Source organism: Paenibacillus sp. FSL P4-0176, assembly GCF_037975265.1.
Lineage (GTDB): Bacteria > Bacillota > Bacilli > Paenibacillales > Paenibacillaceae > Paenibacillus > Paenibacillus amylolyticus.
On record NZ_CP150242.1, the window covers coordinates 6446633 to 6471314 of the forward strand.

A 24682-nucleotide genomic window follows, 5' to 3' on the forward strand; every position below is an offset into this window, starting at 1 on the left:
ATCCCTCCTACTCATGACAAACTTTACTCCTGAGCTATTCCTTTTTCAAGTCCTCTGATCTGGTCACGGATCTGGGCCGCCTCTTCAAATTCCTCTTGTGCGATGCTCTCTTGTAGCTCACGCTTCAGATCAGCAATTTGCCGTTTCACCTTGATGCGACCACCAGCTCGTGCAGGCACTTTGCCTACATGGGACGTATTACCATGAACCCGCTTGAACAAAGGATCTAGACGACTGTCAAAATATTTATAACATGAACTGCAGCCGAACCGGCCTATCTTACTAAATTGTGCGTACGTCATACCACACTCTTCACATTGAAGAGCTTTTGCAGGTGGTGTTCCTGCCGATCCACTTTTGCCGGCTGGATCAAAATCAAGCAATCCGGACAACAAGTTGTGAATGGAAAACCCACCTGCTGTTCCAGGGATCATTTCCCCTTTTTCACGGGCACATGACTCACAAATATGGAATTCCGTCTTCTCTCCATTTACGATCTTCGTAAAATGAAGTGTCGCCGGACGTTTATTGCATTCTTGGCACAGCATATTGATGTACCTCCTTTGACCCCGATAGTTTTCATTTACCGAGCAAAGATATTAACATCGCCTTCAACATTCTGGCACGAATTTGATCCCGGTAAGGAAGTTTGACCAATATAACCTCTCTAGATACAGCAGCTCGCATCAACCCGGCTTCCCGCTTGTTCAAGAAGCGCGCTTCTTCCAATTGATAGATCAGACCTTCGGCAGCTGTCTGCCCGATCTCTTCACCAATACTATGGTGCAAATGATTATGCAGAGCTGATTGGGCCGGTAATTCAATGCGCTGTATGCGAACATAACCACCACCGCCGCGTTTACTCTCTACCAGGTATCCCTTCTCGAGTGTAAAACGTGTGCTGATGACATAGTTGATCTGGGAAGGTACACATGAGAATTGATCTGCCAGATCATTACGCTGAATTTCAACCATTCCTTCGGGACTTTCATGCAAAATACTCTTCAGATATCGTTCGATAATATCAGAGATATTACGCATCCAATCATCCTCCACTGTCTGAAACGTTAAGTCAATAAGGACCCACACGCCCCCACAGAGTACACCTTCTCTACCCATTTAACCAATCAGGGAAACAGCGAATCTTGCTTCCACAGGTGTCAACAGGAGAGCGAAGGAAGCACGAAGGTCCTTTAATATTCCCTTGATCCTCCGATGAAATGAATCCCGTATATTGGCGATCATGCATCAGATTGTAGAAAGAAAGCTACTTAAGTATTAAACCTTTAGTTGACTTTGACTTTCTTTGACTTTATAACCATTATAGCATATTTTGTGGTTTTGCCAAGTGGGGTCACTATTCATTTTTTACGATTTTACACGAAATATTCCCCGGACACAAAAAAACCTCCCCAAAATTGCTGGAGAAGTCCATTTGTCTTTCAATCACGCCGTATTTCTATATAAGCTAATCAAGTTAAATGGAGCAGTGGGAATAGTCATCAGAAGAAATCGAGCAAATAGGTTTCCCGTTCAGGAATCGCTTGTTCCAAAGCCTTGATTGCTGTGTTCGGTCCGTGAATTCTTCCGATTCGTGCCATTTCCGTGGGTCTGCGATATCCCATCAGCACCGCGGTAAGGGATTGAATATCCACCTTAATGATCTGATCATCAGTAATTGGCTCCGATGTTTTCCATATGGACGCTGTTCCGTTCATTGCCACGTTTAATTGCCATACCCCTTCATTCCATGGAGCGTGGGCATCCTCTACCTGAAGTACAATCTGCACCGGTGAGTCCTGGCTTGCAAATGGATACTGGGATATAAACTGCTCTACACTAACGATACGCGCCATAAAATAAGGTAGAATCTCCTGCTGAATCCGTGGGTTATCCAATTGGAAGGCAAGCGTGTCACTGGCAGGCGCCTGCAACGTAACTTCCTGGATCATGGAATCATGGTTAGCAATGAAGGTCCACAGCCCTTGCCTAGCCTCTTCATTCAGATAGATGATCTCTTTAATGGTAAACTTATTTTCCTTAACCTCATATAAAAGATAACCTTGTGCTGCATCAGCTTCATCGTAATATACAGCCTTCTGGCTGGCCCCATTAACAAGAACTGAATTCTCCCACCTTGCATCATCTCGAACCAGAGTTCCGTTATAACGCTCAGCATAAGCACTGTATACTTCCTTTAATATGCTGAGGCCCGGATCCCCACGCCGAATTGTTCCAGGTGTCTCTTTTTTCTGAGGCAAATGAGCTGTAGGTACTTTATAACGTTTAAATTCAACATACGTCTCCCATCCATACTTCCGATAGAAACCAAAAGAGAATGGATGCAAGAATGATATGCTCTGTTTGTTACGATTCATTTCTTCCAACGCATGCTTCAGCAGACCCGCTACCCAGCCTTTGCGTCTATACTCTGGCCAGGTGGCTACACCCGCAATACCGCCCATCTCGAACGATCTGCCATGAATATAGGTTTGAAAAGGAATGATGTGAAGTTTGGCTCCTAGCTGCCCGTCCTCATATACACCCCATATATCCTGTGACGAAAATTGACTGCGCCGTTTTTCTTTCTGTTCTTCACTCATTACTACTTGAAAAGCATATTCGGAGAGTGCCATCGCCGGTTCAAAATCATCTACCGTCAATTTCTGAATTTCCATGTTGTCCTACACCCCATTCGCTAGAGTTATATCAATCCAAATCATGGCCTGATATCTGATATATGTACCCCTTAGAGTGTGTCAGAGGATTCTTACAAAGTCAAATAAGAGATGCTTCCGCATCCCCTAAAATAAACAAATAAAAACCACCACCGAATAACATCGGCAGTGGTTCTTCGCTTGGCGGCGTCCTACTCTCCCAGGACCCTGCGGTCCAAGTACCATCGGCGCTAGAGGGCTTAACGGTCGTGTTCGGGATGGGTACGTGTGGAACCCCTCCGCCATCGCCACCAAACGCATAGCATAGCTTACATTCAGAGATCGTTCTCTGAAAACTAGATTCGAAACGAAACATGCGAATTACAACTTGCTAATTGGATAAGCCCTCGACCGATTAGTACTGGTCAGCTCCATGCATTGCTGCACTTCCACCCCCAGCCTATCTACCTCGTCGTCTTCAAGGGGTCTTACATACTGGGAAATCTCATCTTGAGGGGGGCTTCACGCTTAGATGCTTTCAGCGTTTATCCCGTCCGTACATAGCTACCCAGCGGTGCTCCTGGCGGAACAACTGGTACACCAGCGGTACGTCCATCCCGGTCCTCTCGTACTAAGGACAGCTCCTCTCAAATTTCCTACGCCCACGACAGATAGGGACCGAACTGTCTCACGACGTTCTGAACCCAGCTCGCGTACCGCTTTAATGGGCGAACAGCCCAACCCTTGGGACCTACTTCAGCCCCAGGATGCGATGAGCCGACATCGAGGTGCCAAACCTCCCCGTCGATGTGGACTCTTGGGGGAGATAAGCCTGTTATCCCCAGGGTAGCTTTTATCCGTTGAGCGATGGCCCTTCCATGCGGTACCACCGGATCACTAAGCCCGACTTTCGTCCCTGCTCGACTTGTAGGTCTCGCAGTCAAGCTCCCTTATGCCTTTGCACTCTTCGAATGATTTCCAACCATTCTGAGGGAACCTTTGGGCGCCTCCGTTACTCTTTAGGAGGCGACCGCCCCAGTCAAACTGCCCACCTGACACTGTCCCCGCACCGGATTACGGTACCAGGTTAGAACCTAGATACGATCAGGGTGGTATCCCAACGTTGCCTCCACGCAAGCTGGCGCTCACGTTTCAAAGGCTCCCACCTATCCTGTACAGATCGTACCCAAATTCAATATCAAGCTGCAGTAAAGCTCCATGGGGTCTTTCCGTCTTGTCGCGGGTAACCTGCATCTTCACAGGTATTAAAATTTCACCGGATCTCTCGTTGAGACAGCGCCCAAGTCGTTACGCCATTCGTGCGGGTCAGAATTTACCTGACAAGGAATTTCGCTACCTTAGGACCGTTATAGTTACGGCCGCCGTTTACTGGGGCTTCGGTTCACAGCTTCGGATTGCTCCTAACCACTCCCCTTAACCTTCCAGCACCGGGCAGGCGTCAGCCCGTATACTTCGCCTTACGGCTTCGCACAGACCTGTGTTTTTGCTAAACAGTCGCTTGGGCCTTTTCACTGCGGCCCCCTCGTGCTATTCACACTACCGGGGCACCCCTTCTCCCGAAGTTACGGGGTCATTTTGCCGAGTTCCTTAACGAGAGTTCTTCCGCGCGCCTTAGAATACTCTTCTCGCCTACCTGTGTCGGTTTGCGGTACGGGCACCATCACCTGGCTAGAGGCTTTTCTTGGCAGTGTGAGATCATGACCTTCGCTACTATAATTTTCGCTCCCCATCACAGCTCAGCCTTACAATGTGCGGATTTGCCTACACATCAGCCTTACTGCTTAGACGGACATCCATCAGTCCGCGTCACTACCCTACTGCGTCCCCCCATTGCTCATAACGGCTTACGGTGGTACAGGAATTTCGACCTGTTGTCCTTCGACTACGCCTTTCGGCCTCGCCTTAGGTCCCGACTTACCCTGAGCGGACGAGCCTTCCTCAGGAACCCTTAGGCTTTCGGCGGATCAGATTCTCACTGATCTTTTCGTTACTCATACCGGCATTCTCACTTGTATAATGTCCAGCGCTCCTTACGGTACACCTTCAACCCTTATACAACGCTCCCCTACCCCTGATGCAAAGCATCAAGCCATAGCTTCGGTGGTGTGTTTAGCCCCGTTACATTTTCGGCGCAGAGTCACTCGACCAGTGAGCTATTACGCACTCTTTCAATGGTGGCTGCTTCTAAGCCAACATCCTGGTTGTCTGTGCAACTCCACATCCTTTCCCACTTAACACACACTTGGGGACCTTAGCTGATGGTCTGGGCTGTTTCCCTTTTGACAATGGATCTTAGCACTCACTGTCTGACTCCCGGAAGTAAGTCTATGGCATTCGGAGTTTGACTGAGCTTGGTAACCCTTGCGGGCCCCGCACCCAATCAGTGCTCTACCTCCACGACTCTGTTTTCCGAGGCTAGCCCTAAAGCTATTTCGGGGAGAACCAGCTATCTCCGAGTTCGATTGGAATTTCTCCGCTACCCCCACCTCATCCCCGCATTTTTCAACATGCGTGGGTTCGGGCCTCCAGTGCGTGTTACCGCACCTTCACCCTGGACAGGGGTAGATCACCCGGTTTCGGGTCTACGTCCACGTACTCATTCGCCCTATTCAGACTCGCTTTCGCTGCGGCTCCGGCTCTTCACCTTAACCTTGCACGGGAACGTAACTCGCCGGTTCATTCTACAAAAGGCACGCCATCACCCCTAAAACGGGCTCTGACTTTTTGTAAGCACACGGTTTCAGGTTCTATTTCACTCCCCTTCCGGGGTGCTTTTCACCTTTCCCTCACGGTACTGCTTCACTATCGGTCGCTAGGAAGTATTTAGCCTTGGCAGATGGTCCTGCCGGATTCATACGGGGTTTCACGTGCCCCGCACTACTCGGGATCCGTCTCGGAGGGAACCAACTTTCAACTACAGGGCTTTTACCTTCTTTGGCGGGCCTTTCCAGACCTCTTCGCTTAACCGGTTCCTTTGTAACTCCATGTGAGACGTCCCACAACCCCAAAGAGCAAGCTCTCTGGTTTGGGCTTCTCCGCGTTCGCTCGCCGCTACTGACGGAATCACTATTGTTTTCTCTTCCTCAGGGTACTTAGATGTTTCAGTTCCCCTGGTATGCCTCTGCATAACCTATGTATTCAGTTATGAGTAACTGGAAATTACCCCAGCTGGGTTTCCCCATTCGGACACCCCCGGATCAAAGCTTGCTTACAGCTCCCCGAGGCAGTTTCGTTGTTCGCCACGTCCTTCATCGGCTCCTAGCGCCTAGGCATCCTCCGTGTGCTCTTAGTAGCTTAACCATTTTGTTCCGGTTTCGGTCGCTCGCTTCCCTTGTTTTGCTTGCGCAAAGCCAAAAGTCGCTCTCACCCGATACCCTCACAAAAGCAATTTAACTACCTTTATACACTTGACTTGTTTGCACAAGTTCAGCTTAAAGGAATGTTCTAATTCGCGTTTGTTTCGTTTCGATATCTAGTTTTCAAAGAACAAGCCAAATAGATGAAATTGTTTGGTGGAGCCAAGCGGGATCGAACCGCTGACCTCCTGCTTGCAAGGCAGGCGCTCTCCCAGCTGAGCTATGGCCCCTCAAATTCCATCAAAACTGAACAAATGGATAAGTAACTGTGTTGCTGTTGCAGGTTCTAAGAACCTGCATATTTGAATGTTTCCGTTGCAGGAAACGATTCTCCATAGAAAGGAGGTGATCCAGCCGCACCTTCCGATACGGCTACCTTGTTACGACTTCACCCCAATCATCTATCCCACCTTCGGCGGCTGGCTCCTTGCGGTTACCCCACCGACTTCGGGTGTTATAAACTCTCGTGGTGTGACGGGCGGTGTGTACAAGACCCGGGAACGTATTCACCGCGGCATGCTGATCCGCGATTACTAGCAATTCCGACTTCATGCAGGCGAGTTGCAGCCTGCAATCCGAACTGAGACCGGCTTTGTTGGGATTGGCTCCATCTCGCGATTTCGCAGCCCGTTGTACCGGCCATTGTAGTACGTGTGTAGCCCAGGTCATAAGGGGCATGATGATTTGACGTCATCCCCACCTTCCTCCGGTTTGTCACCGGCAGTCTATCTAGAGTGCCCATCCGAAATGCTGGCAACTAAATATAAGGGTTGCGCTCGTTGCGGGACTTAACCCAACATCTCACGACACGAGCTGACGACAACCATGCACCACCTGTCTCCTCTGTCCCGAAGGAAAGATACATCTCTGCATCGATCAGAGGGATGTCAAGACCTGGTAAGGTTCTTCGCGTTGCTTCGAATTAAACCACATACTCCACTGCTTGTGCGGGTCCCCGTCAATTCCTTTGAGTTTCAGTCTTGCGACCGTACTCCCCAGGCGGAGTGCTTAATGTGTTAACTTCGGCACCAAGGGTATCGAAACCCCTAACACCTAGCACTCATCGTTTACGGCGTGGACTACCAGGGTATCTAATCCTGTTTGCTCCCCACGCTTTCGCGCCTCAGCGTCAGTTACAGCCCAGAGAGTCGCCTTCGCCACTGGTGTTCCTCCACATATCTACGCATTTCACCGCTACACGTGGAATTCCACTCTCCTCTTCTGCACTCAAGTCACCCAGTTTCCAGTGCGATCCGGGGTTGAGCCCCGGGATTAAACACCAGACTTAAATGACCGCCTGCGCGCGCTTTACGCCCAATAATTCCGGACAACGCTTGCCCCCTACGTATTACCGCGGCTGCTGGCACGTAGTTAGCCGGGGCTTTCTTCTCAGGTACCGTCACCTTGAGAGCAGTTACTCTCCCAAGCGTTCTTCCCTGGCAACAGAGCTTTACGATCCGAAAACCTTCATCACTCACGCGGCATTGCTCCGTCAGGCTTTCGCCCATTGCGGAAGATTCCCTACTGCTGCCTCCCGTAGGAGTCTGGGCCGTGTCTCAGTCCCAGTGTGGCCGATCACCCTCTCAGGTCGGCTACGCATCGTCGCCTTGGTGAGCCGTTACCTCACCAACTAGCTAATGCGCCGCAGGCCCATCCCCAAGTGACAGATTGCTCCGTCTTTCCAGTTTCCTTCAGGCGAAGAAAACAATTATTCGGTATTAGCTACCGTTTCCGGTAGTTGTCCCAAACTTGAGGGCAGGTTGCCTACGTGTTACTCACCCGTCCGCCGCTAAGTATCAAGGAAGCAAGCTTCCTATCAACTCCGCTCGACTTGCATGTATTAGGCATGCCGCCAGCGTTCGTCCTGAGCCAGGATCAAACTCTCCAATAAAGTATTGAAAAGAGCGATAAGCTCATTTTGAATCTGACGATTCATTGTGAATCAAAAGTTACTATCCATTTGTTCAGTTTTCAAGGAACTTGTATGTCCGTTTATGTTGACGTTTGTCAACCGGACAGGAATCTTATCATATCATGTTAACTAACTTACTGTCAACACTTTGTTTTCGTCATCTTTCAAATGATTATGACAATCATTCGTTTGAAGCGACAAGAAATAATATATCACGTAGTGATTTATTTAGCAAGCATTTTTAATCAACCTTCTGATATCATGATATCTTCATCTACGGTGTCTTGTTTCCAACCTGTATTCGACAGATTAGCACATGCTCTGAACAAGTGAAAGGCTACCCTTAAAGTGCATTACATATAAAAGAAATAACTCATTTCTATAAATACTCCCTTTTATAACCACAAGTAATAATGATCTAGATGAGTTTTAGTTAGAGTACCGATCGGGATAACGATCCCTGCCCTTCTGATGGTTTGAAGAAAGTGATCCAAAAACTCTATAATAAGGTATATAGATATAGAGATAAGGTTAAGCAGTCAAGTGTACTACTTTCATAAGTAGCCTATGAACAATCGTATATCCATCTCGCATTGCACCTTTACACAGATCACGTACTCCATTCACAGCTAGCTATTACATATCAAAGTTCTGAATAAACTCATTACTAACCTATATGGGGTGATCGCACTTGAAGCAATGGTTGAAGAACAGACGCAAAGGTTACGGCAAAAAGTTGGTTTCCATCCATGCGTGGAATGCCTGGATTGTTGTGATCCTTGCTATAACAGGTCTTATGCTGGTAGGCGGCTTTTGGCGCGAGATACTCGGAATTGGACGTGTCTGGTTAAAATGGCTACACATCATCGTTGGGCTAGCTATGCTGGCACCCGTAGTATATTACTTGATTTTGGCCGGAAAACACTGGAAACAACTTCGAAATAGGCCTTGGCAAAGGGTAAACACTATCTTTGTTCTTGCGCTGCTGGTAGGCTGGCTACTCTCGGGTATTGTATTATGGCAGTTCAAGCTAGCTGGACCTCGATGGTCGAATGCTGCACTTTTGATCCATGACCTGCTGACTTGGGTGGGCTTACCTTATATTATCTATCACTCCATCACTCGGACCAAATGGTTAAAGGATCCTGCACGTCGTGCGGTTAAAACCACTACAACTTCAACACGAACTCAAAATACAGCTGACCCATCTGATTCAATATCGGATGAAAAAGAAACTCCGGCTGCTATATCTTCTTCCCAGTTTGATCGCAGTTCCGAGAGAGATCCCCTCAAATCAGAGGAGCGACCTCAACCGTTGTATACACGACGAGCTTTCATCCGTTCTGCTGTGGGGGTTGGTCTCGCCGTGACTCTTGGTCCTACTTTTATATCCTGGGTAGGACGAAATCTCAAGATCGATAACAGTATTGATAGTATGCTGGAGAACGACCCTAACCGTATGGTTCCTCTGCCACAACCGCTGTCTGCCTCTTCACCTCCCATTGGAGGCGGAGCTGAAGGTCATTTCCGCGTATATACGGTTACGCCTATACCGTCCTTCTCCAATGCTAACTGGTCTTTCCGAATTGATGGACTGGTTGAACGGGCACAGGTCTGGAATTGGGAACAATTCGTGAAGCTGACGCGCACCGTACAGGTTAGTGATTTTCACTGTGTAACGGGCTGGTCTGTATATAAGAATACCTGGGAAGGTATCTCTCTTGCACAGCTTTTGAAACAAGCCGGGGTCAAACAGGAAGCTCACAGTGTGAAATTTTATTCCGGTGATGGTGTGTATACGGATGCCATTACGATGGATCAAGCGCAAATGGATGATATTATGGTCGCTGTCATGCATGATGGCAAACCTATCCCTGCTGATCTTGGCGGTCCGGTACGGCTCGTTATTCCTCAGATGTATGCCTATAAATCAGTAAAATGGTTGAATCGCATTGAACTCATCGACAGCGAACATATCGGTTACTGGGAAGAACGAGGATATGATAAGGATGCATGGCTTACAGGCGCATCTCAGCGCATCCCTAACAATTTAAGTGGATCATGATGAGATAAGATAAGATTGGTGAGCGTTCTTTCGTTGTAAAAATAATTCAATAAATAGCAAAAGCCCCCGATCACATATTCGTGTCTTCGGGGGCCTTTTTCTTTTTCCTCATTATGAACTCTCTGATTACACTTTAACCCTGTGGGTTCAAAAGACGTACAAGTTCATCCTCATCCTCAATCGTTGGAATACCGAGATCATGAGCTTTGGTTAGTTTACTACCTGCCTTCTCTCCGGCAATAACCAAATCTGTCTTTTTCGACACACTGCCAGTCACCTTCGCTCCGAGCGCTTCCAGTCTTTGCGTTGCCTCTTCCCGCGTCAATTGATGCAGCGTTCCGGTCAAGACGACCGTTTTACCACTGAAGAAGGAATCTTCCACAACAGCAACGGCTGGTGCCTCAGGTGCCTGAGCTTTCACACCCAAGTTGAGCATTTTCTCAATTGCAGCCTGTGTAAACGGATCTGCAAAAAAGTTTACGATGCTCTCTGCCACAATACCACCGACGTCGGGTAGTTCAACCAGTTCTTCCACGGTTGCATTCATAATGGCGTGCAGATCTCGATAATGATCAGCGAGCATGCGCGTTGTCGATTTACCTGTGTTCGGAATACCCAGTGAGTATAAGAAGGAAGCCAAGTCTCTATCTTTACTAAGCTCAAGCGCAGCGATAAGGTTGTTCGCTTTCTTTTCCCCAAACCGCTCCAGCTTCACCAGATCATCAAACTGTAACGTATACAGGTCGGCAGGCTCACGTACGTTCAATTCATCATACAACTGAATCGCTGTTTTCTCACTGAACGTCTCGATGTCCATAGCATCACGGGAAGCAAAATGGGAAATACGTGCCACCGTTTGTGGTTTACACGCAAGTCTATTGTTACAGAACAGATGCGCTCCGCGTTGCTCCAGTGGGAATCCACATGCAGGACACTGCTCAGGGAAGACGATCTCCTCACCATCACTCTCCTCCGTCACTTTACCCAGAATCTCAGGAATGACGTCGTTGGAGCGACGGATAAAGACCCGTGTGCCCAGAGCAAACTTCAGATTTTTGCGCTCAATATCGCCGACATTGTTCAGAGTACAGTTCTGTACCGTTACCCCGGCAAGTTCAACCGGTTCTACGCGTGCCAGCGGAGTTACTTTGCCAGTACGGCCCACATTCCATACCACAGCGTTAAGAACCGTCGTGGTCTCTTCAGCCTCGAATTTATATGCCACCGCCCAGCGAGGGAATTTATCGGTATAACCCAACACCTCGCGGGTGCGCATGTCCGTAATTTTGATAACAGCTCCATCGATCAGATAGTCTAGCTGCCCTCGGTTCTCCTGAATCGCGGCCAGTTGTTCCATCACATCATCAAACTCATGGAAATAAGTAATCGATGGATTAACTTTGAAGCGGTTCTCACGCAGGAAATCCATCATCTGCTGATGATTGGCAAACTGAATGTCATCCGAATAACCTACATTATAAAAATAAGCATTCAACCGACGCTCAGCCGTCGCCTTCGGATTCAGGTTGCGGAGCGCTCCTGCTGCTGCATTACGCGCATTCTTGAGTGGCTCTGCCGCTGTCTCATTGTATCGGTCCAAGACAGACAGATTCATGATGCCTTCACCCTGTACTTCAATCGTACCGCTTGTGTAAGGAATTTTGAGCGGAACGGATCGGATCGTTCTTACCTGTGCCAAAATACCTTCACCTACGGTACCGTTCCCTCGTGTAGAGGCTTGCACCAACTCACCGTTGGTGTATGTCAGGTTCAGCGTCAATCCGTCAAACTTCAACTCAATGACATAACCTGGTTCCGGTAAAGGCGTATCGGGATTTTTACTGTTATAGTCATTAATCAGTTTTAGTACACGGGTATTCCAGCTCCGAAGCTGCTCAATATTCTGTGCTTTGTCCAGACTCCATAAGGAGGATAAGTGGCGATGCGGGGTAAACCCCTTGAGCAGTTCGCCACCCACACGCTGTGTTGGAGAATCAGGCAGAACCATGCCGCTTTCCTGTTCCAGCGTAACCAGTTCATCGTACAGAAGATCATACTCCTTATCGCTGATCTGTGGCTGATCCATCGTGTAGTACTGATAATTATGCTGGTTCAGCTCGGTAACGAGTTGCTCCATCCGGTGCATCGGGTCCATACAGGGCCATCCCTCCGTTAATTTGATCTATGTAGAACGAACACTCCTATTGCACGTGAACTCCCATAACAGAATAACTTTCTGATCGCTGTTATCCCCGGACTTCTTTTAATCCATTTTAAAAGGTGGAAATCCGGGGATAAAGGCGAACGCTATGCTTCTTCAAGTTATTTCTGTTCTCTCTGTTATCGTACAAAAGGAGGTTTCGTTCTTATTCTACTTTTGTAATTGGGGCAAATCCGGCAAGCAAACGTTTCACACCCACCGGAGCCGGGAAGGCAATCTGCAGTTCGGTATCATTACCTGTCCCTTTGACCGCAACAATGGTGCCTGTCCCCCATTTGCCATGCTGCACTTTATCTCCTGCCTTGAATCCTGCTTCACCATCAGAAGCTACCGGCTTGGAAGCAGAGGATGGCGTAGAATATGTTGGGCGGGAGACACTTGTGGTCACACGCGAAGTTGGCGTGGATGAGGTAGCAGATGAACCGCTTTTACTTTGGTGATCGAACAGCTTGGTGCCACCACCGAAGTTACTTCCTCCACTAGAGCCTAACCCACGTCCACCATATGAGCCTCCTCCGCTACTGCCACGGCGGTAACGATCACGAGCCATGGAGGTGTCTTCCTTCAGCTCATCCGGAATTTCATCCAGGAAGCGGGAAGGCGGGTTCGCTGTTGTACGTCCAAACAACGTCCGCATCTGTGCACAAGACAGGAACAGTTGCTCTTCCGCACGGGTGATCCCTACATAAGCAAGTCGGCGTTCTTCTTCCAATTCTTCATTGTCCATAAAGGCACGGCTATGCGGGAAGACCCCTTCCTCCATACCCACGATAAAGACAACCGGGAACTCCAAACCTTTGGCGCTGTGCATGGTCATCAGGGTAACCGCGTCGCTCTGATCCTCTTCATCATCGTTCATGCTGTCGATGTCAGCAATCAATGCAAGATCGGTGAGGAACGACACGAGCGTTTTATCTTCATTATTTTTCTCAAATTCCATCGTTACCGACAGGAACTCTTCAATGTTCTCCAGCCGTGCACGGGATTCGAGTGTGTTTTCATTTTGCATCTCAAGACGGTATTGGCTCATCTCAAGAATCTTCTCGGTCAATTCAGTTACAGACAGATACTCTACCATCTGATGCAACGCAGCGATCATGTCATAGAACTCCACCAGCGCATTCCGCGTACGACCAGCAAAACCAAGATCATCTACGACCTGAAGTACACGGAAAATAGAAATTCCACGCTCTCCTGCCGCAGCCGCGAGCTTCGCTACTGTTGTATCACCAATGCTACGTTTTGGTACATTAATGATCCGTGTAAGACTGATATCATCGTCGGGGTTGGATAACAGGCGCAGATACGCCAGAATGTCCTTGATCTCTTTACGATCATAGAACTTGATGCCGCCGACAATCTGATACGGAATATCAGACTTGATCAGAATTTCCTCTATAACCCGGGACTGAGCGTTGGTACGGTACAAAATGGCATGGTTCTGATAGGATTTGCCGTTCTTCACATTTTTACTAATCTCAGAGGTAACAAAATACCCCTCATCATGCTCGGAATCCGCACGGTACACCTTGATCTTCGAACCACCCTCTTTGTCCGTCCACAGTTTCTTCGGTTTACGCCCTGTATTCAGGCCGATCACTTCATTCGCTGCATTCAGGATATTGGAAGTTGAACGATAGTTCTGCTCCAGCAAAATCGTACTTGCTTCAGGGTAATCTTTCTCAAAGTTCAGGATATTGCTGATATCCGCCCCACGCCAGCGATAGATCGACTGGTCACTATCCCCTACAACGCAGATGTGGTGGTGGCTGTCAGCGAGCATGCGGCACAGCATGTACTGTGCACGGTTCGTATCCTGATACTCGTCCACGTGAATGTATTGGAATTTCTTTTGGTAAAAGTCGAGAACTTCCGGCACTTCTTTGAACAGTTGAATGGTCTGCATAATGAGATCGTCGAAATCAAGTGAGTTGTTGGCTCTTAACTTTTTCTGATACATCTTATATACCTTCGCCACAATACCCTCGAAATAGTCTCCCGACTGCTTCTCATATTGCTCCGGACTGATCAGTTCATTCTTGGCCGTGCTCATCATGGATTGAACTGCTTTGGGCTCGAATTTCTTGGTATCGATATTCTGATCTTTCATACAGCTACGAATTACAGATAATTGGTCCGATGAGTCCAAAATACTGAAGTTGGAGGTAAAGCCAATACGTTCAATGTCACGGCGCAAAATACGCACGCACATGGAGTGGAACGTGGATACCCATATGTCGCGGCCCTGAGATCCACCTACGAGTTGGGATACACGGTCTTGCATCTCACGGGCGGCTTTGTTCGTAAATGTAATCGCTAAAATGCCCCACGGGGGCGCTTTCCGTGTTGCAATGAGGTAGGCAATCCGGTGTGTCAGCACCCGCGTCTTGCCGGAGCCGGCTCCGGCCATAATCAGCAGCGGGCCATCCGTCGCCTCGACGGCTTGCCGTTGAGGGGTGTTAAGCCGTGCAACGGCATCATGTATATTTACAGGTTGCATGCATGCATGCTCCTTTCGTTGGTTGGTCTATAAAGCAAAATTAATAGGTTACACTCGCCACTCCGATGACAGAATAATCTTCCGATCGCTGTTATTCCCGGATTTTTCGATCTACTTTTTCAAAGGTAAAAATCCGGTAATAAAGGCGAACGCTCCGCTTCTCCAGCTTATTTCTGTCCTCTTCGTTCTCGTGTAAATTTAGTTTAGCTTATATCTAAGGGTAGTGAAATCACAAGAGAGAACACTGCGTTTCTTCAGAGTGCTTCTGCACTCTCCGTTTCTGTGTAAACATAGTCCTTGTATACGAATTTCTTAGTAAAAAAAGAACAAAATCAGGTAATAGAAGTATGCTTAGGATTTAGCTTTCTTACAGAAAGCTTTTAACGAGCATTTCGTTTCTCCAGCTCACTTCTCTCATCTTCATTCTCGTGTAAACGACATTAAGCTCATATAACTTCTTTATTTAGCAAGGGCAAAGTTCTATTTTAACAGATCATAAGGGGAAAATGGGGGAATGGTAAACTAAACCGATTAAATGGTTCCTTTTACAGCCAACACCGTCTCAAGTGCCTTAGTTAAATCGCTGTACACAATGTTACCTACCACGACAGTATCTGCCACCTGGGCAGCTTGCGCGGCTTTCTCCGAATCATCAATTCCGCCGCCGTAGATAAGGTGTGCCCGCTCCAATTGTCTGTGTGTCTCACCAACAAGCTCCATATCTCCGAACGTTCCGCTGTACTCCATGTACACGATTGGAAGATTGAGCAGACGCTCCGCAGCCTGGGCGTATGCCACCGCAGCTCCTGTCGTCAGATCCGTATCTGCACCAGTCAACCGAGCTACCGTGGAGTTTGCATTCAGGACAATATAACCTTCGGCAATCAACAGATCCCAAGGGATAAGATAACCGTAACGCTCTATGGCTTGCTGGTGGTGCCCAATCATCCATTTGCTGTCCGTTGCATTCAGGACCATTGGGATCAAATATCCGTCAAACCCGGGAACAACAGCCTCCAGATCGGATACTTCAAGCACACATGGCAACTCATAACGACGCACACGGGACATCAGGTCTACCGTGTTATCATAGGTAATCCCCGAAGATCCGCCAACGATAATTGCATCTGTCCCCGACATGCAGACCAGATCGAGTTCTTCGTCCGTAATCTCCCGGTCCGGGTCAAGCTTAAATACATGTCTCCACTGCTTAATCATGTCTATCAACGAACATTCCTCCAGAGGTTCTTCTGCATCCTAGAAAGCTTGTAAACTAAGTCTAAGTCAGCAGACAGTGAGTGTCAATGTTCGTATAAAAAGGGGAACAGAAAAACATGAATTTTTACGGTTTCCAGGCAAAACGTGTATTCATCTCATCCAGTTCTTGCTCTGTCAGCACGTCCGAGTAGACCCCGTACACGCCCCATTTCTCATAATTAGCCACTTGTTCAGTGTCATTGATGGTATGCACGTATGTGACTGAGCCTGCACTATTCAGCTTGGCCACGAAATTCTGGTTTACTTTATATTCCGGCATAGTCACGGCATCAATATCATTCTTTTGCACAAAATCAACAACCTGAGCTTCTGTATCCTGTGTGGCATATAACGTATAGATAATGGAAGGGAATGCATAGACTTCTTTCACCGTTTCGAGCATCGGTTCGTTATAGATCTGTACAACCACCCGGTCCAGCACGGATGGGTCATGTTCTTTGGCTGCATCCACGAGGGATCTTAACACCTGCTGAATATCCTCATCCTTCTGTTCCTTGGTGTCAGTTACGATATACATATCCGGATACTCGGCCAGTACATCTATAATGCCATCGGCATCCATGGGTTGATACATGCCTAAAATAGGCGTATTCATAAATTCATCATGTGTCAGTGCCCCGGCTTGTTTATCCTCCGGAAGCTCTTCGTCTTGTCCTAGCATTTTGCTCATATTAGCGGTCCATTCATGTCTGGCTACGGCTTTGCGATCCGATGTTAACATAAAGTCGATCTCAAATACACGTGTGCCTTTCTCGTAATTGGCAATCATCGCTTCATAGGCGTTGGTATATGGTTGATCACGAATGCTGCCCATCGCATGGGCGATTAATCTATAAGCGGTAAATCCGTCCCGTTGTTCCTCACTCTCGCTTTCATAGGCGAAAAAGAGTGTGCCCACGGTAACGATCAGTAGTATTAACACGGCGGCAATGCGTTTCATATCACATTCACATCCTCAGTACCTTTTTGTTAGCTAACTACCCGAATTGATGAGGTGTAAAACAAAATAGCCGCCCGAGGCGGCTGTTAAATGGTGGGTGCAGTTTGGGAATAAAGCACGGACCCTCCACATGCTCAGTCCTTTTGCTGTACACTCAACTCTTTCAAAAACGCAATCAGTGCCTCACGCCAAGGTCTCAGAGGTTCCAGACCGTTCGTTCGAATCGCCAGATGATCCATCACCGAGTATGCAGGACGAGGGGCTGGACGCGGAAACTGATCGGTTGTGCATGGCGTAAGTTCGGCTGCAGGCTCGAACCCACTCTGCTTATTAGCTTCTTCTTTTATTGCCTCTGCAAACTCGTACCATGTGCAAGTCCCTGAATTGGAGGCATGATAGATGCCATACTTTTCACTTATGGAAAGGATATGAATGAATCGGGCAAGATCCACCGTATAGGTAGGCGAACCTTGTTGGTCATGAACAACTTGCAGTTGTGGACGTTTCTCCATAAGTTCCAGCATGGTTTTGACAAAATTATTGCCATACACGCCAAACACCCATGATGTTCGAATAATAAACCATTGCGTACACAAACTTTGAACCAGCCGTTCCCCAGCAAGCTTCGACTTGCCGTATACACTCTGCGGATTCGTTACATCGTACTCGCGGTAAGGTGTACTCCCGCTCCCATCAAATACATAATCGGTACTGATATATACCAGTTTTGCTTTCACTTTCTCGGCGGCAACCGCGATATTTCTAGTACCTGATGCATTAATTGCGTATGCTGTATCCTCATCTACCTCAGCCTGATCGACCGCCGTGTAAGCAGCGCAGTGAATAATGATGTGAGGCCGGAAGGTTGTAATCATATCTGTGCACTGCTGTTGATCGGTAATATCCATCTGGTTTTTGGCACAGGCCAATACCTGATGACCCTCTGCTTGAAAGGTCTTCACCACATCATAACCCAGCTGTCCTGCCGCGCCAGTCACCATAACTCTATAGTTCATTTGGACGAATCACCCATCCGCTTACCGTACTGAAGCTGAACATAGTCCTGATATGTGCCTGATTGAATTCTCGTCCACCAATCTTGATGTTTCAGATACCATTGGATCGTCTCCTTGATCCCTGTTTCAAAATTGTGTGCAGGTTGCCATCCGAGCTCTGTACGTATCTTGGTAGGATCTATACCATAACGTCGGTCATGTCCCAATCGATCCTGCACATATTGAATCAAACTCGCTGGTTTACCCAGTTGTTCCAATACGCTCTCCACAATGTAAATATTAGTACGTTCATTATTACCACCAATGTTGTATACCTCTCCAGATTGACCATTATGAATCACCAAATCAATCGCGCTGCAGTGATCCTCGACATAAAGCCAGTCACGAATATTGAGGCCGTCACCATATACTGGAATGGCTTCATCATTTAATGCACGGGATATAATCAGCGGAATCAGTTTCTCCGGGAATTGAAAAGGTCCGTAGTTATTGGAGCAACGTGTAATATTTACAGGCAATCCAAAGGTTTCATGATAGGCTCTTACGAGCAGATCCCCGCCAGCTTTACTTGCAGAGTAAGGACTGTTTGGCATCAGAGGTGTATCTTCAGTAAATAACCCTGTTGCACCCAATGATCCATATACCTCATCCGTCGATACCTGAACAAATTTGGTGACCTGATACTTCTTTGCCGCATCCAGCAGAACCTGAGTACCCATCGCATTGGTACGCACAAAGATATCCGGGGACAGAATACTTCGATCCACATGAGACTCGGCAGCGAAATTCACAACCACATCGATGCCTTGGGAAAAAACAGCTTCCATCTGCTGTACATCTGCAATATCTGCCTTGATGAAGGTATATCGGGGATTGGACTCTACCATATGCAAGTTCTCCAAGTTCCCTGCATACGTTAATGCATCCACATTGATAATTTCATAACTTGGATGTTCACGAAGCATATATAACACAAAGTTGCTGCCGATAAATCCGGCCCCACCCGTAACCAGTAGTTTCATGCTGTCTCTCTCCCTCTGCCTCCAGATACCGAAGTATCTGAAAAGTCTGATTAATTAGTCGAAATTCAGTTCAGCATCTTTCAGTAAAGGATGCTTCTGATCCTTCTCCGATAATATAGGTTTCGTCACAGGCCAATCAATGGCGAGCGCCGGATCGTTCCACAGAATTCCACGATCATGTTCAGGCGAATAATAGGCGTCTACCTTATAAGTTACCAAGGAATTAGGCACCAAGGTACAAAATCCATGAGCAAATCCTTGAGGAACAAGCAGTTGCCGCTGGTTGTACTCACTTAGAATGACACTTTTCCATCGGCCAAAAGTAGGGGATGAGGTTCGGACATCCACAATCACATCATATATAGCCCCTGATATAACCCTCACCAATTTAGTCTGTGCTTTGGGCTGAAGCTGGTAATGAAGCCCACGCAGAACACCTGCTTCAGCCGACAAGGATTGATTGTCCTGAATAAAGACGTGCTGTATCCCCTGTTCATGCAGAACCTGCTCATTATAACTCTCCATAAAATATCCACGGTGATCACCATAAACCTTGGGTTCCAATATGGCAGCGCCATCCATAAACAGCGGAAGTACCTTCATGACATCCCTCCGTTTTGCTGTTGACATCATTTCTTCATATTGACTATGTATATGTAAAGTGTCGGGTATGTGTTTGTTCATTGGCCTGTATAACCCTTATATTTGCTCTTCCATAAAATAAATTAAAGCCCAGCCGCGATAACATTCTTCGGCTGGACTTCAAGGGCATGCGGAAAACCATTTATTGATCCTTTACGACCTGTTCCAAATACTTTAAGAGATCTTTCCGTAGATCCGGGCGTTGCAATGCGTAGTGAATAGATGTCTCAATAAAGCCCAACTTCTCACCAACATCATGACGCAGTCCGTCAAAATGATATGCGAGAATCTGCCGCTGTTCATTCAATCGGGACAAGGCATCCGTGAGCTGGATTTCTCCCCCGACACCAGCAGATTGTTGACCTAGTATCTCAAAGATATCCGGTGTAAGAATATAACGTCCCATAATAGCAAGGTTCGAAGGGGAATCTTCGGTCTTTGGTTTCTCAATTAAGCGGCGGGCCCGAAAAACACGATCATCGGTAGGAGTCAGCAATTCTCCGTCTACAATCCCGTAGCGGGATACCTCGCTCCAATCAACAGGCTGTACACCAACAATCGGAGATTGCAGTTCATCATAGACATCGATCATCTGCTTCAGGCAGGGATGTTCCGCTTCCACAATATCATCCCCTAACAGGACGGCAAAAGGCTCGTTGCCGATAAACTTGCGGGCACACCAAATGGCGTGACCAAGTCCCTTCGGTTCCTTTTGACGGATATAATGAATATCTGCCATCTCGGAGGGTTTGCGTACTTCGTTAAGCAAGTCCCACTTCTGTTTATCCGCCAGATTCTGCTCCAGCTCAAAAGAATAATCGAAGTGATCTTCAATGGCCCGTTTCCCTTTACCTGTCACAATAATGATATCTTCAATGCCTGAAGCTACGGCTTCTTCAATAATGTACTGAATCGTTGGCTTGTCCACGATGGGCAGCATTTCCTTAGGCATCGCCTTGGTGGCAGGCAGAAACCGGGTACCCAGCCCTGCGGCTGGAATAATCGCTTTGCGAATACGCACACGAACCCACTCCTTTTGCTAGATAAGTTGAACTAAAAATTATTTACACTGACACTACGATGACAGAACAACCTTCCAATCGCTGTTATCCCCAGATTTTTTTTATTCCCTTTTTTAAAGGGGAAAATCCGGGGATAGCGTATGCTTCCGATGCAGCTTTCTTTCAGAAAGCTTTTAGGCGAACGCTTCGCTTTTTCAGGTTATTTCTGTCCTCTCCGTTATCATGTAAATGATTAGTCCATCTTGTATAGATTCATATATTTAATGATTCTTATTGCTAGGATGCTTGGACTTCATTATACCATCAACAATTCGCGGATATCCTGTTCGGATAAGGTCGTCGATCCCCCGTCTCCCGGTTCGATTACTTCGGCAATCAAGTCCTTCTTGCGCTGCTGGAGTTCCAAAATCTTCTCTTCGATCGTACCTTCGGTCACCAGGCGGATGACTTGCACGACTTGTTTCTGTCCCATGCGATGGGCACGGCCAATGGCCTGTTCTTCCACGGCGGGATTCCACCATAGATCATATAATATAACGGTATCTGCACCCGTTAAGTTTAGTCCTGTACCTCCAGCTTTCAGGGAGATTAAGAACAATTCCGCTTCGCCCTCATTAAATCTATGACACATCTCGACCCGGCTCTGAGCAGGCGTCTGACCATCGAGGTAAAACAGGTTTTTTCCCTGTGCCGCAAGGGTCTGACGAATCAGGTTCAACATGCTTGCAAATTGGGAGAAGATAAGAATTCGTTTGCCTGAAGCCAAACAATCCTCGACCGTTTCAAGCAACTGTTCCATTTTCCCGGAATCGCCTTGATATCCTTCCACAAAGAGGGCCGGATGACAACACAACTGACGCAAACGGGTGATGCCTGCCAGAATTTTGATACGATTCTTCTGGAATCCGTTATCCTCCATGTCCTTCGATGCTTCATCCTGAAGCTGGGAGAGATATGCGGCGTACAGTTTCTTCTGTTCAACCGTAAGCTCTGACCGCTGTACCGTTTCAATTCGATCAGGCAATTCTTCCAACACATCCTTCTTCAGGCGGCGCAGAATAAACGGACGCACCATCCGCGAGATCCGTTCCGGAGGAAGGTCGCGGAATCTTCTGTAACTTGGAAACAACCCAGGGAATACCGCTTCAAAAATGGACCACAATTCATCCAGTGAGTTCTCTACAGGCGTTCCTGTGAGTGCAAAACGACGCGGAGCCTGAATTTGTTTCACTGCCTGCGCGGTTTGAGAAGAAGCATTTTTGATTGCCTGAGCTTCATCCAAAATGAGCGTATGGAAGGTTCGGCCGAGATAGGTGTCCAAATCCCGTCGCAACAGAGGATACGACGTCACAATTACATCTGCCTCATCCATGCCTGAAAGCATGCTGGCTCGTTCTTCTTTCTGACCTGCGGCAATCAGTACGTTCAGATGCGGGGCGAACCGCGCAAACTCATTGGCCCAGTTATAGGTTAGCGAGGCAGGCGCCACGACAAGTACCGGAGGGTGAATGACCCTCGTTCGGATCGTCAGTCCATCCTGCTGCATCGTGGACCATAGGCCATCCCTATTCTCTGAGGCCATCTTTTCCAATGGGAGACCAGTTTCGGGGTCGATGTCGGAAGTCGTTAACGTTTCACCGCCCCATAGCGATCCGCTCTCCCGGTATTTTTCACCGCCCGTATTGTCCATATTGTGCTCGGGCTTTTCCTGAAGCACCGCTGTAATATAGGCGATGCTTTGCAACGTTTTTCCAAGTCCCATATCATCCGCCAGAATGCCGCCAAAACGATAATAAGCGAGGGTTCGCAGCCACTGGTATCCGCTGTTCTGATAATCCCGCAGGATGGGGGTCAGTGATCCCGGCAATGCAAAATCCATCCTTTCGGGATCTCTGAGATCATCGAGGAAACGTTTCAGAGAGCCTCCCCACTTCACATGACCAGAAACTTCATCCCTGCCTGGCAATTGTAACGCCCGAACAGCTGGCAGCAGGATATGGCTGCTCTTGATGTCATCTGCTCCCAGTCCAAGTGAATCGGCCATGTGAGCGAAACTGTCTGCACCTTCATTTTCAAGTGAGAGAAAGACACCGCTCTTCAGACGGAAATACGGTTTCTTTTCCACAATACGACGCATGAGTTCTTGAAGCTCCTGCTCGTCCACACCTTCCATCTCGAATGAAATCTCCAGCCAGTCCAGTCCTCTCCCCAAATCTGCTCGTACTTTCGGCGGTGTGGGATAGGATTGCACCATCGCCTTCACGGCGTTTGGCATATAGACTTCTACCTGTTTCTCAAGCTCAGGCAACAGATGATACATGACATCATAGATGGCATCTTCCCGTTCGCTCGCCCAAACACTACCATCCCTTTCGAGAAAGGATCGATCAAGCCGTTCAATCAGATTCCGCTCTTTGTATCGATCACGCACCAAAATAACCTTTTTCTCTTCTTCATCTATTAAATACTCGGCAAGCGGATTAATAACCATGACCTCATAGTCGAATTCCAGACGCGCTGTAATACGTTCACGATAGAAGTCAATGTACAGCTTCGGTGAAAGTTCCGGTTCCGCGATCTGTTCACGCACCTGCGAATCAATGGACAGATGTCCAAGCGTACGCAGTTCTGGCACGACATGCTGTACGAATTCATCCACCTGCTGAATCGAAATATCGATGCTTTCCTTGATTCCATACGACGTGAGCGCCCCACTCAAGTCCTCCAGACTTCGCATCTGCATCGGCTCCAACATATGCAACTGTCCTTCCACCACGGCGGCATCATAAGCAGGAAGAAGAATCAGCTCACGCAGTCCCGAAATTTCAAGCTGATACCCTTCATTCGCTCCCTGGGCGATCCGGTAAAATAAAGGAAGTACCCCTTCCCCTAGTGTGAGTGGCCCATTGGCAAATCCCGTGCCCTCCATCCGACTGTCGGCCTGTAGTAGTAATTCCAGCAATGGCTTCCATACGAGCGGAGCAATCAGTATATCCCGTCCGTCCGAAGCTCCCAGATAACCGGAGATGGATTGGCGATAGGCCTCCTCACTCTGTCTCATTCGAATAAGCATCGAGAGAATGGCCTGATCCTGCGGAGTGAAAACATGCATCAATGGATCATAGTGGAACAGCTTGGTAAATGACATTGGCTCGCCCTTCTCGATACAGTTTAGGAATTGCTTCACTTTCTGCACCACATACAGACGTTTGTTACCTACTTTCAGTTCAAGAGCAAGTTTCCCACCACCCTTGTGAACCTGTGTCAGCTTGCATATAAACTGAACCTGCAATTCTTCCCGCAGGGAGGAACGGCTGACAGGGGCAGTGTATTTACGATCATTTCCATGCAGCGGTCTCCGATCCTTGGCAAACATGGACAGAATCTGATCCGCCGTACGGTAAGAAGGTTTATCTGCCGAGCGGCCCCACCCCGAAGCTGAGCTTGGACGACCTGCTTGGGCAAAGTGAACGGGCGGACGCTCTGGGGCATCATTCAGTTGCTCTCGTTGTGAAGCGGACTGTGGTCGCTCCCATATGTTTTCTTCGACCAACGTCCCAACCCTGGACTTGGAACCTGAGCTGGAACTGGTATTGGCTCCTTGGCCTGTAGCAGGTTGAGGAGCCTTCCCAGAAGCAATCGTGGCATTACGCTCCTGCTGCTCACCCCATTCGTGAATAGCCAACAGGACAGCAGCGACATGTTTGCAATAGTCATAATGCCTGCCGTCACCCGGACAACTGCAGCCTGCCACAATCTCACCTGATCCATCTACATCCACCGTAACCTGATAACGCTCCGATCCACGTACCTGAGCTTCATAATGAAGCTCATCCTCACCGACCACCAGATTGGTCACCCTGCCAGATTGGTTATAATCTTCTCCGCGCTTGAATGCCGTGACCCCGCACAGCAATTTGATATCCATAATTGTGAATGGCGCCACGCTTCTTCGCCTCCTGTGTCATGATGTAAAAAAACCCCAAGAGCTCCTTAAAGCAGAGATTGGGGTTCCTTCATGCTTGTAACT

The 24682-nt window shown here is 47.9% G+C and carries 13 protein-coding genes, 1 tRNA gene, 3 rRNA genes and 1 pseudogene; 1 reads left to right on the forward strand and 17 read right to left on the reverse strand.

Translation table 11 applies throughout. The features are described from left to right. Positions 1–23: 23 nt before the first annotated feature. The 7 genes from MKY95_RS29680 to MKY95_RS29710 form a co-directional block, all read right to left on the reverse strand. Entirely contained in the window at positions 24–548 is a 525-nt protein-coding gene (locus MKY95_RS29680; RefSeq protein WP_036607138.1) for a UvrB/UvrC motif-containing protein, read from the reverse strand. Positions 549–579: 31 nt separating this feature from the next. After that, the gene (locus tag MKY95_RS29685; protein ID WP_036671579.1) at positions 580–1041 is read right to left on the reverse strand and encodes a CtsR family transcriptional regulator; all 462 of its coding nucleotides are present in this window, start codon (positions 1039–1041) and stop codon (positions 580–582) included. Between the two features lie 461 nt (positions 1042–1502). Beyond that, positions 1503–2678 carry a GNAT family N-acetyltransferase gene (locus tag MKY95_RS29690; protein ID WP_076320296.1) on the reverse strand — a complete coding sequence of 392 codons (1176 nt, stop codon included), beginning with the start codon at positions 2676–2678 and terminating at the stop codon, positions 1503–1505. A gap of 178 nt (positions 2679–2856) precedes the next feature. Then, a 5S ribosomal RNA gene (gene rrf / locus MKY95_RS29695) occupies positions 2857–2973 on the reverse strand. A 79-nt stretch (positions 2974–3052) separates the two neighbouring features. Continuing rightward, a 23S ribosomal RNA gene (locus MKY95_RS29700) occupies positions 3053–5978 on the reverse strand. Between the two features lie 210 nt (positions 5979–6188). Next, a tRNA-Ala gene (locus MKY95_RS29705) sits at positions 6189–6264 on the reverse strand. A 108-nt stretch (positions 6265–6372) separates the two neighbouring features. Next, positions 6373–7925 (reverse strand): 16S ribosomal RNA (locus MKY95_RS29710). The 16S, 23S and 5S rRNA genes sit together here with 1 tRNA gene alongside, the layout of an rRNA operon. A 712-nt stretch (positions 7926–8637) precedes the next feature. Here MKY95_RS29710 and MKY95_RS29715 point away from each other — a divergent pair. Beyond that, positions 8638–10011, forward strand: a complete 1374-nt coding sequence (locus tag MKY95_RS29715) for a molybdopterin-dependent oxidoreductase (protein ID WP_076319171.1) — start codon at positions 8638–8640, stop codon at positions 10009–10011. A gap of 133 nt (positions 10012–10144) precedes the next feature. On the opposite strand, the gene ligA is transcribed toward MKY95_RS29715, so the two are convergent. The 10 genes and pseudogenes from ligA to MKY95_RS29765 form a co-directional block, all read right to left on the reverse strand. Next, positions 10145–12166 carry an NAD-dependent DNA ligase LigA gene (gene ligA / locus MKY95_RS29720; RefSeq protein WP_047840609.1) on the reverse strand — a complete coding sequence of 674 codons (2022 nt, stop codon included), beginning with the start codon at positions 12164–12166 and terminating at the stop codon, positions 10145–10147. Between the two features lie 211 nt (positions 12167–12377). Next, complete coding sequence (gene pcrA / locus MKY95_RS29725; RefSeq protein WP_036612363.1) at positions 12378–14732, reverse strand: DNA helicase PcrA; 2355 nt, start codon at positions 14730–14732, stop codon at positions 12378–12380. A 531-nt stretch (positions 14733–15263) separates the two neighbouring features. Further along, on the reverse strand, positions 15264–15959 hold the full coding sequence (locus tag MKY95_RS29730; RefSeq protein ID WP_076319172.1) for a heptaprenylglyceryl phosphate synthase: 696 nt from the start codon (positions 15957–15959) through the stop codon (positions 15264–15266). A gap of 115 nt (positions 15960–16074) precedes the next feature. Further along, on the reverse strand, positions 16075–16950 hold the full coding sequence (locus tag MKY95_RS29735) for a phosphatidylinositol-specific phospholipase C/glycerophosphodiester phosphodiesterase family protein (RefSeq protein ID WP_339195764.1): 876 nt from the start codon (positions 16948–16950) through the stop codon (positions 16075–16077). Between the two features lie 134 nt (positions 16951–17084). Continuing rightward, positions 17085–17966, reverse strand: a complete 882-nt coding sequence (gene rfbD, locus MKY95_RS29740; RefSeq protein ID WP_339195766.1) for a dTDP-4-dehydrorhamnose reductase — start codon at positions 17964–17966, stop codon at positions 17085–17087. Beyond that, a complete protein-coding gene (rfbB, locus tag MKY95_RS29745; RefSeq protein ID WP_339195769.1) occupies positions 17963–18988 on the reverse strand; it encodes a dTDP-glucose 4,6-dehydratase in 1026 nt (341 codons plus the stop codon). Before rfbB ends, rfbD begins: the two co-directional genes overlap by 4 nt. A 54-nt stretch (positions 18989–19042) precedes the next feature. Then, a complete protein-coding gene (rfbC, locus tag MKY95_RS29750) occupies positions 19043–19591 on the reverse strand; it encodes a dTDP-4-dehydrorhamnose 3,5-epimerase (RefSeq protein ID WP_127551787.1) in 549 nt (182 codons plus the stop codon). A 181-nt stretch (positions 19592–19772) separates the two neighbouring features. Next, positions 19773–20651: a UTP--glucose-1-phosphate uridylyltransferase GalU gene (galU, locus tag MKY95_RS29755; protein ID WP_076209856.1), complete on the reverse strand. Its 879-nt coding sequence runs from the start codon at positions 20649–20651 to the stop codon at positions 19773–19775. A gap of 296 nt (positions 20652–20947) precedes the next feature. Further along, entirely contained in the window at positions 20948–22531 is a 1584-nt protein-coding gene (locus MKY95_RS29760; RefSeq protein ID WP_339200071.1) for a DEAD/DEAH box helicase, read from the reverse strand. Beyond that, positions 22526–24580, reverse strand: a pseudogene (locus MKY95_RS29765) (SNF2 helicase associated domain-containing protein); the annotation flags it as partial. The pseudogene MKY95_RS29765 and the gene MKY95_RS29760, both read right to left, overlap by 6 nt. Between the last annotated feature and the right edge of the window lie 102 nt (positions 24581–24682).

What these genes read in the sequence shown, in the direction of transcription:
- MKY95_RS29680 (WP_036607138.1), bottom strand. Translation starts at nt 548, where the DNA reads ATGCTGTGCCAAGAATGCAATAAACGTCCGGCGACACTTCATTTTACG.
- MKY95_RS29685 (WP_036671579.1), bottom strand. Translation starts at nt 1,041, where the DNA reads ATGCGTAATATCTCTGATATTATCGAACGATATCTGAAGAGTATTTTG.
- MKY95_RS29690 (WP_076320296.1), bottom strand. Translation starts at nt 2,678, where the DNA reads ATGGAAATTCAGAAATTGACGGTAGATGATTTTGAACCGGCGATGGCA.
- ligA (WP_047840609.1), bottom strand. Translation starts at nt 12,166, where the DNA reads ATGGACCCGATGCACCGGATGGAGCAACTCGTTACCGAGCTGAACCAG.
- pcrA (WP_036612363.1), bottom strand. Translation starts at nt 14,732, where the DNA reads ATGCAACCTGTAAATATACATGATGCCGTTGCACGGCTTAACACCCCT.
- MKY95_RS29735 (WP_339195764.1), bottom strand. Translation starts at nt 16,950, where the DNA reads ATGAAACGCATTGCCGCCGTGTTAATACTACTGATCGTTACCGTGGGC.
- rfbD (WP_339195766.1), bottom strand. Translation starts at nt 17,966, where the DNA reads ATGAACTATAGAGTTATGGTGACTGGCGCGGCAGGACAGCTGGGTTAT.
- rfbB (WP_339195769.1), bottom strand. Translation starts at nt 18,988, where the DNA reads ATGAAACTACTGGTTACGGGTGGGGCCGGATTTATCGGCAGCAACTTT.
- rfbC (WP_127551787.1), bottom strand. Translation starts at nt 19,591, where the DNA reads ATGAAGGTACTTCCGCTGTTTATGGATGGCGCTGCCATATTGGAACCC.
- MKY95_RS29760 (WP_339200071.1), bottom strand. Translation starts at nt 22,531, where the DNA reads ATGGATTTTGCATTGCCGGGATCACTGACCCCCATCCTGCGGGATTAT.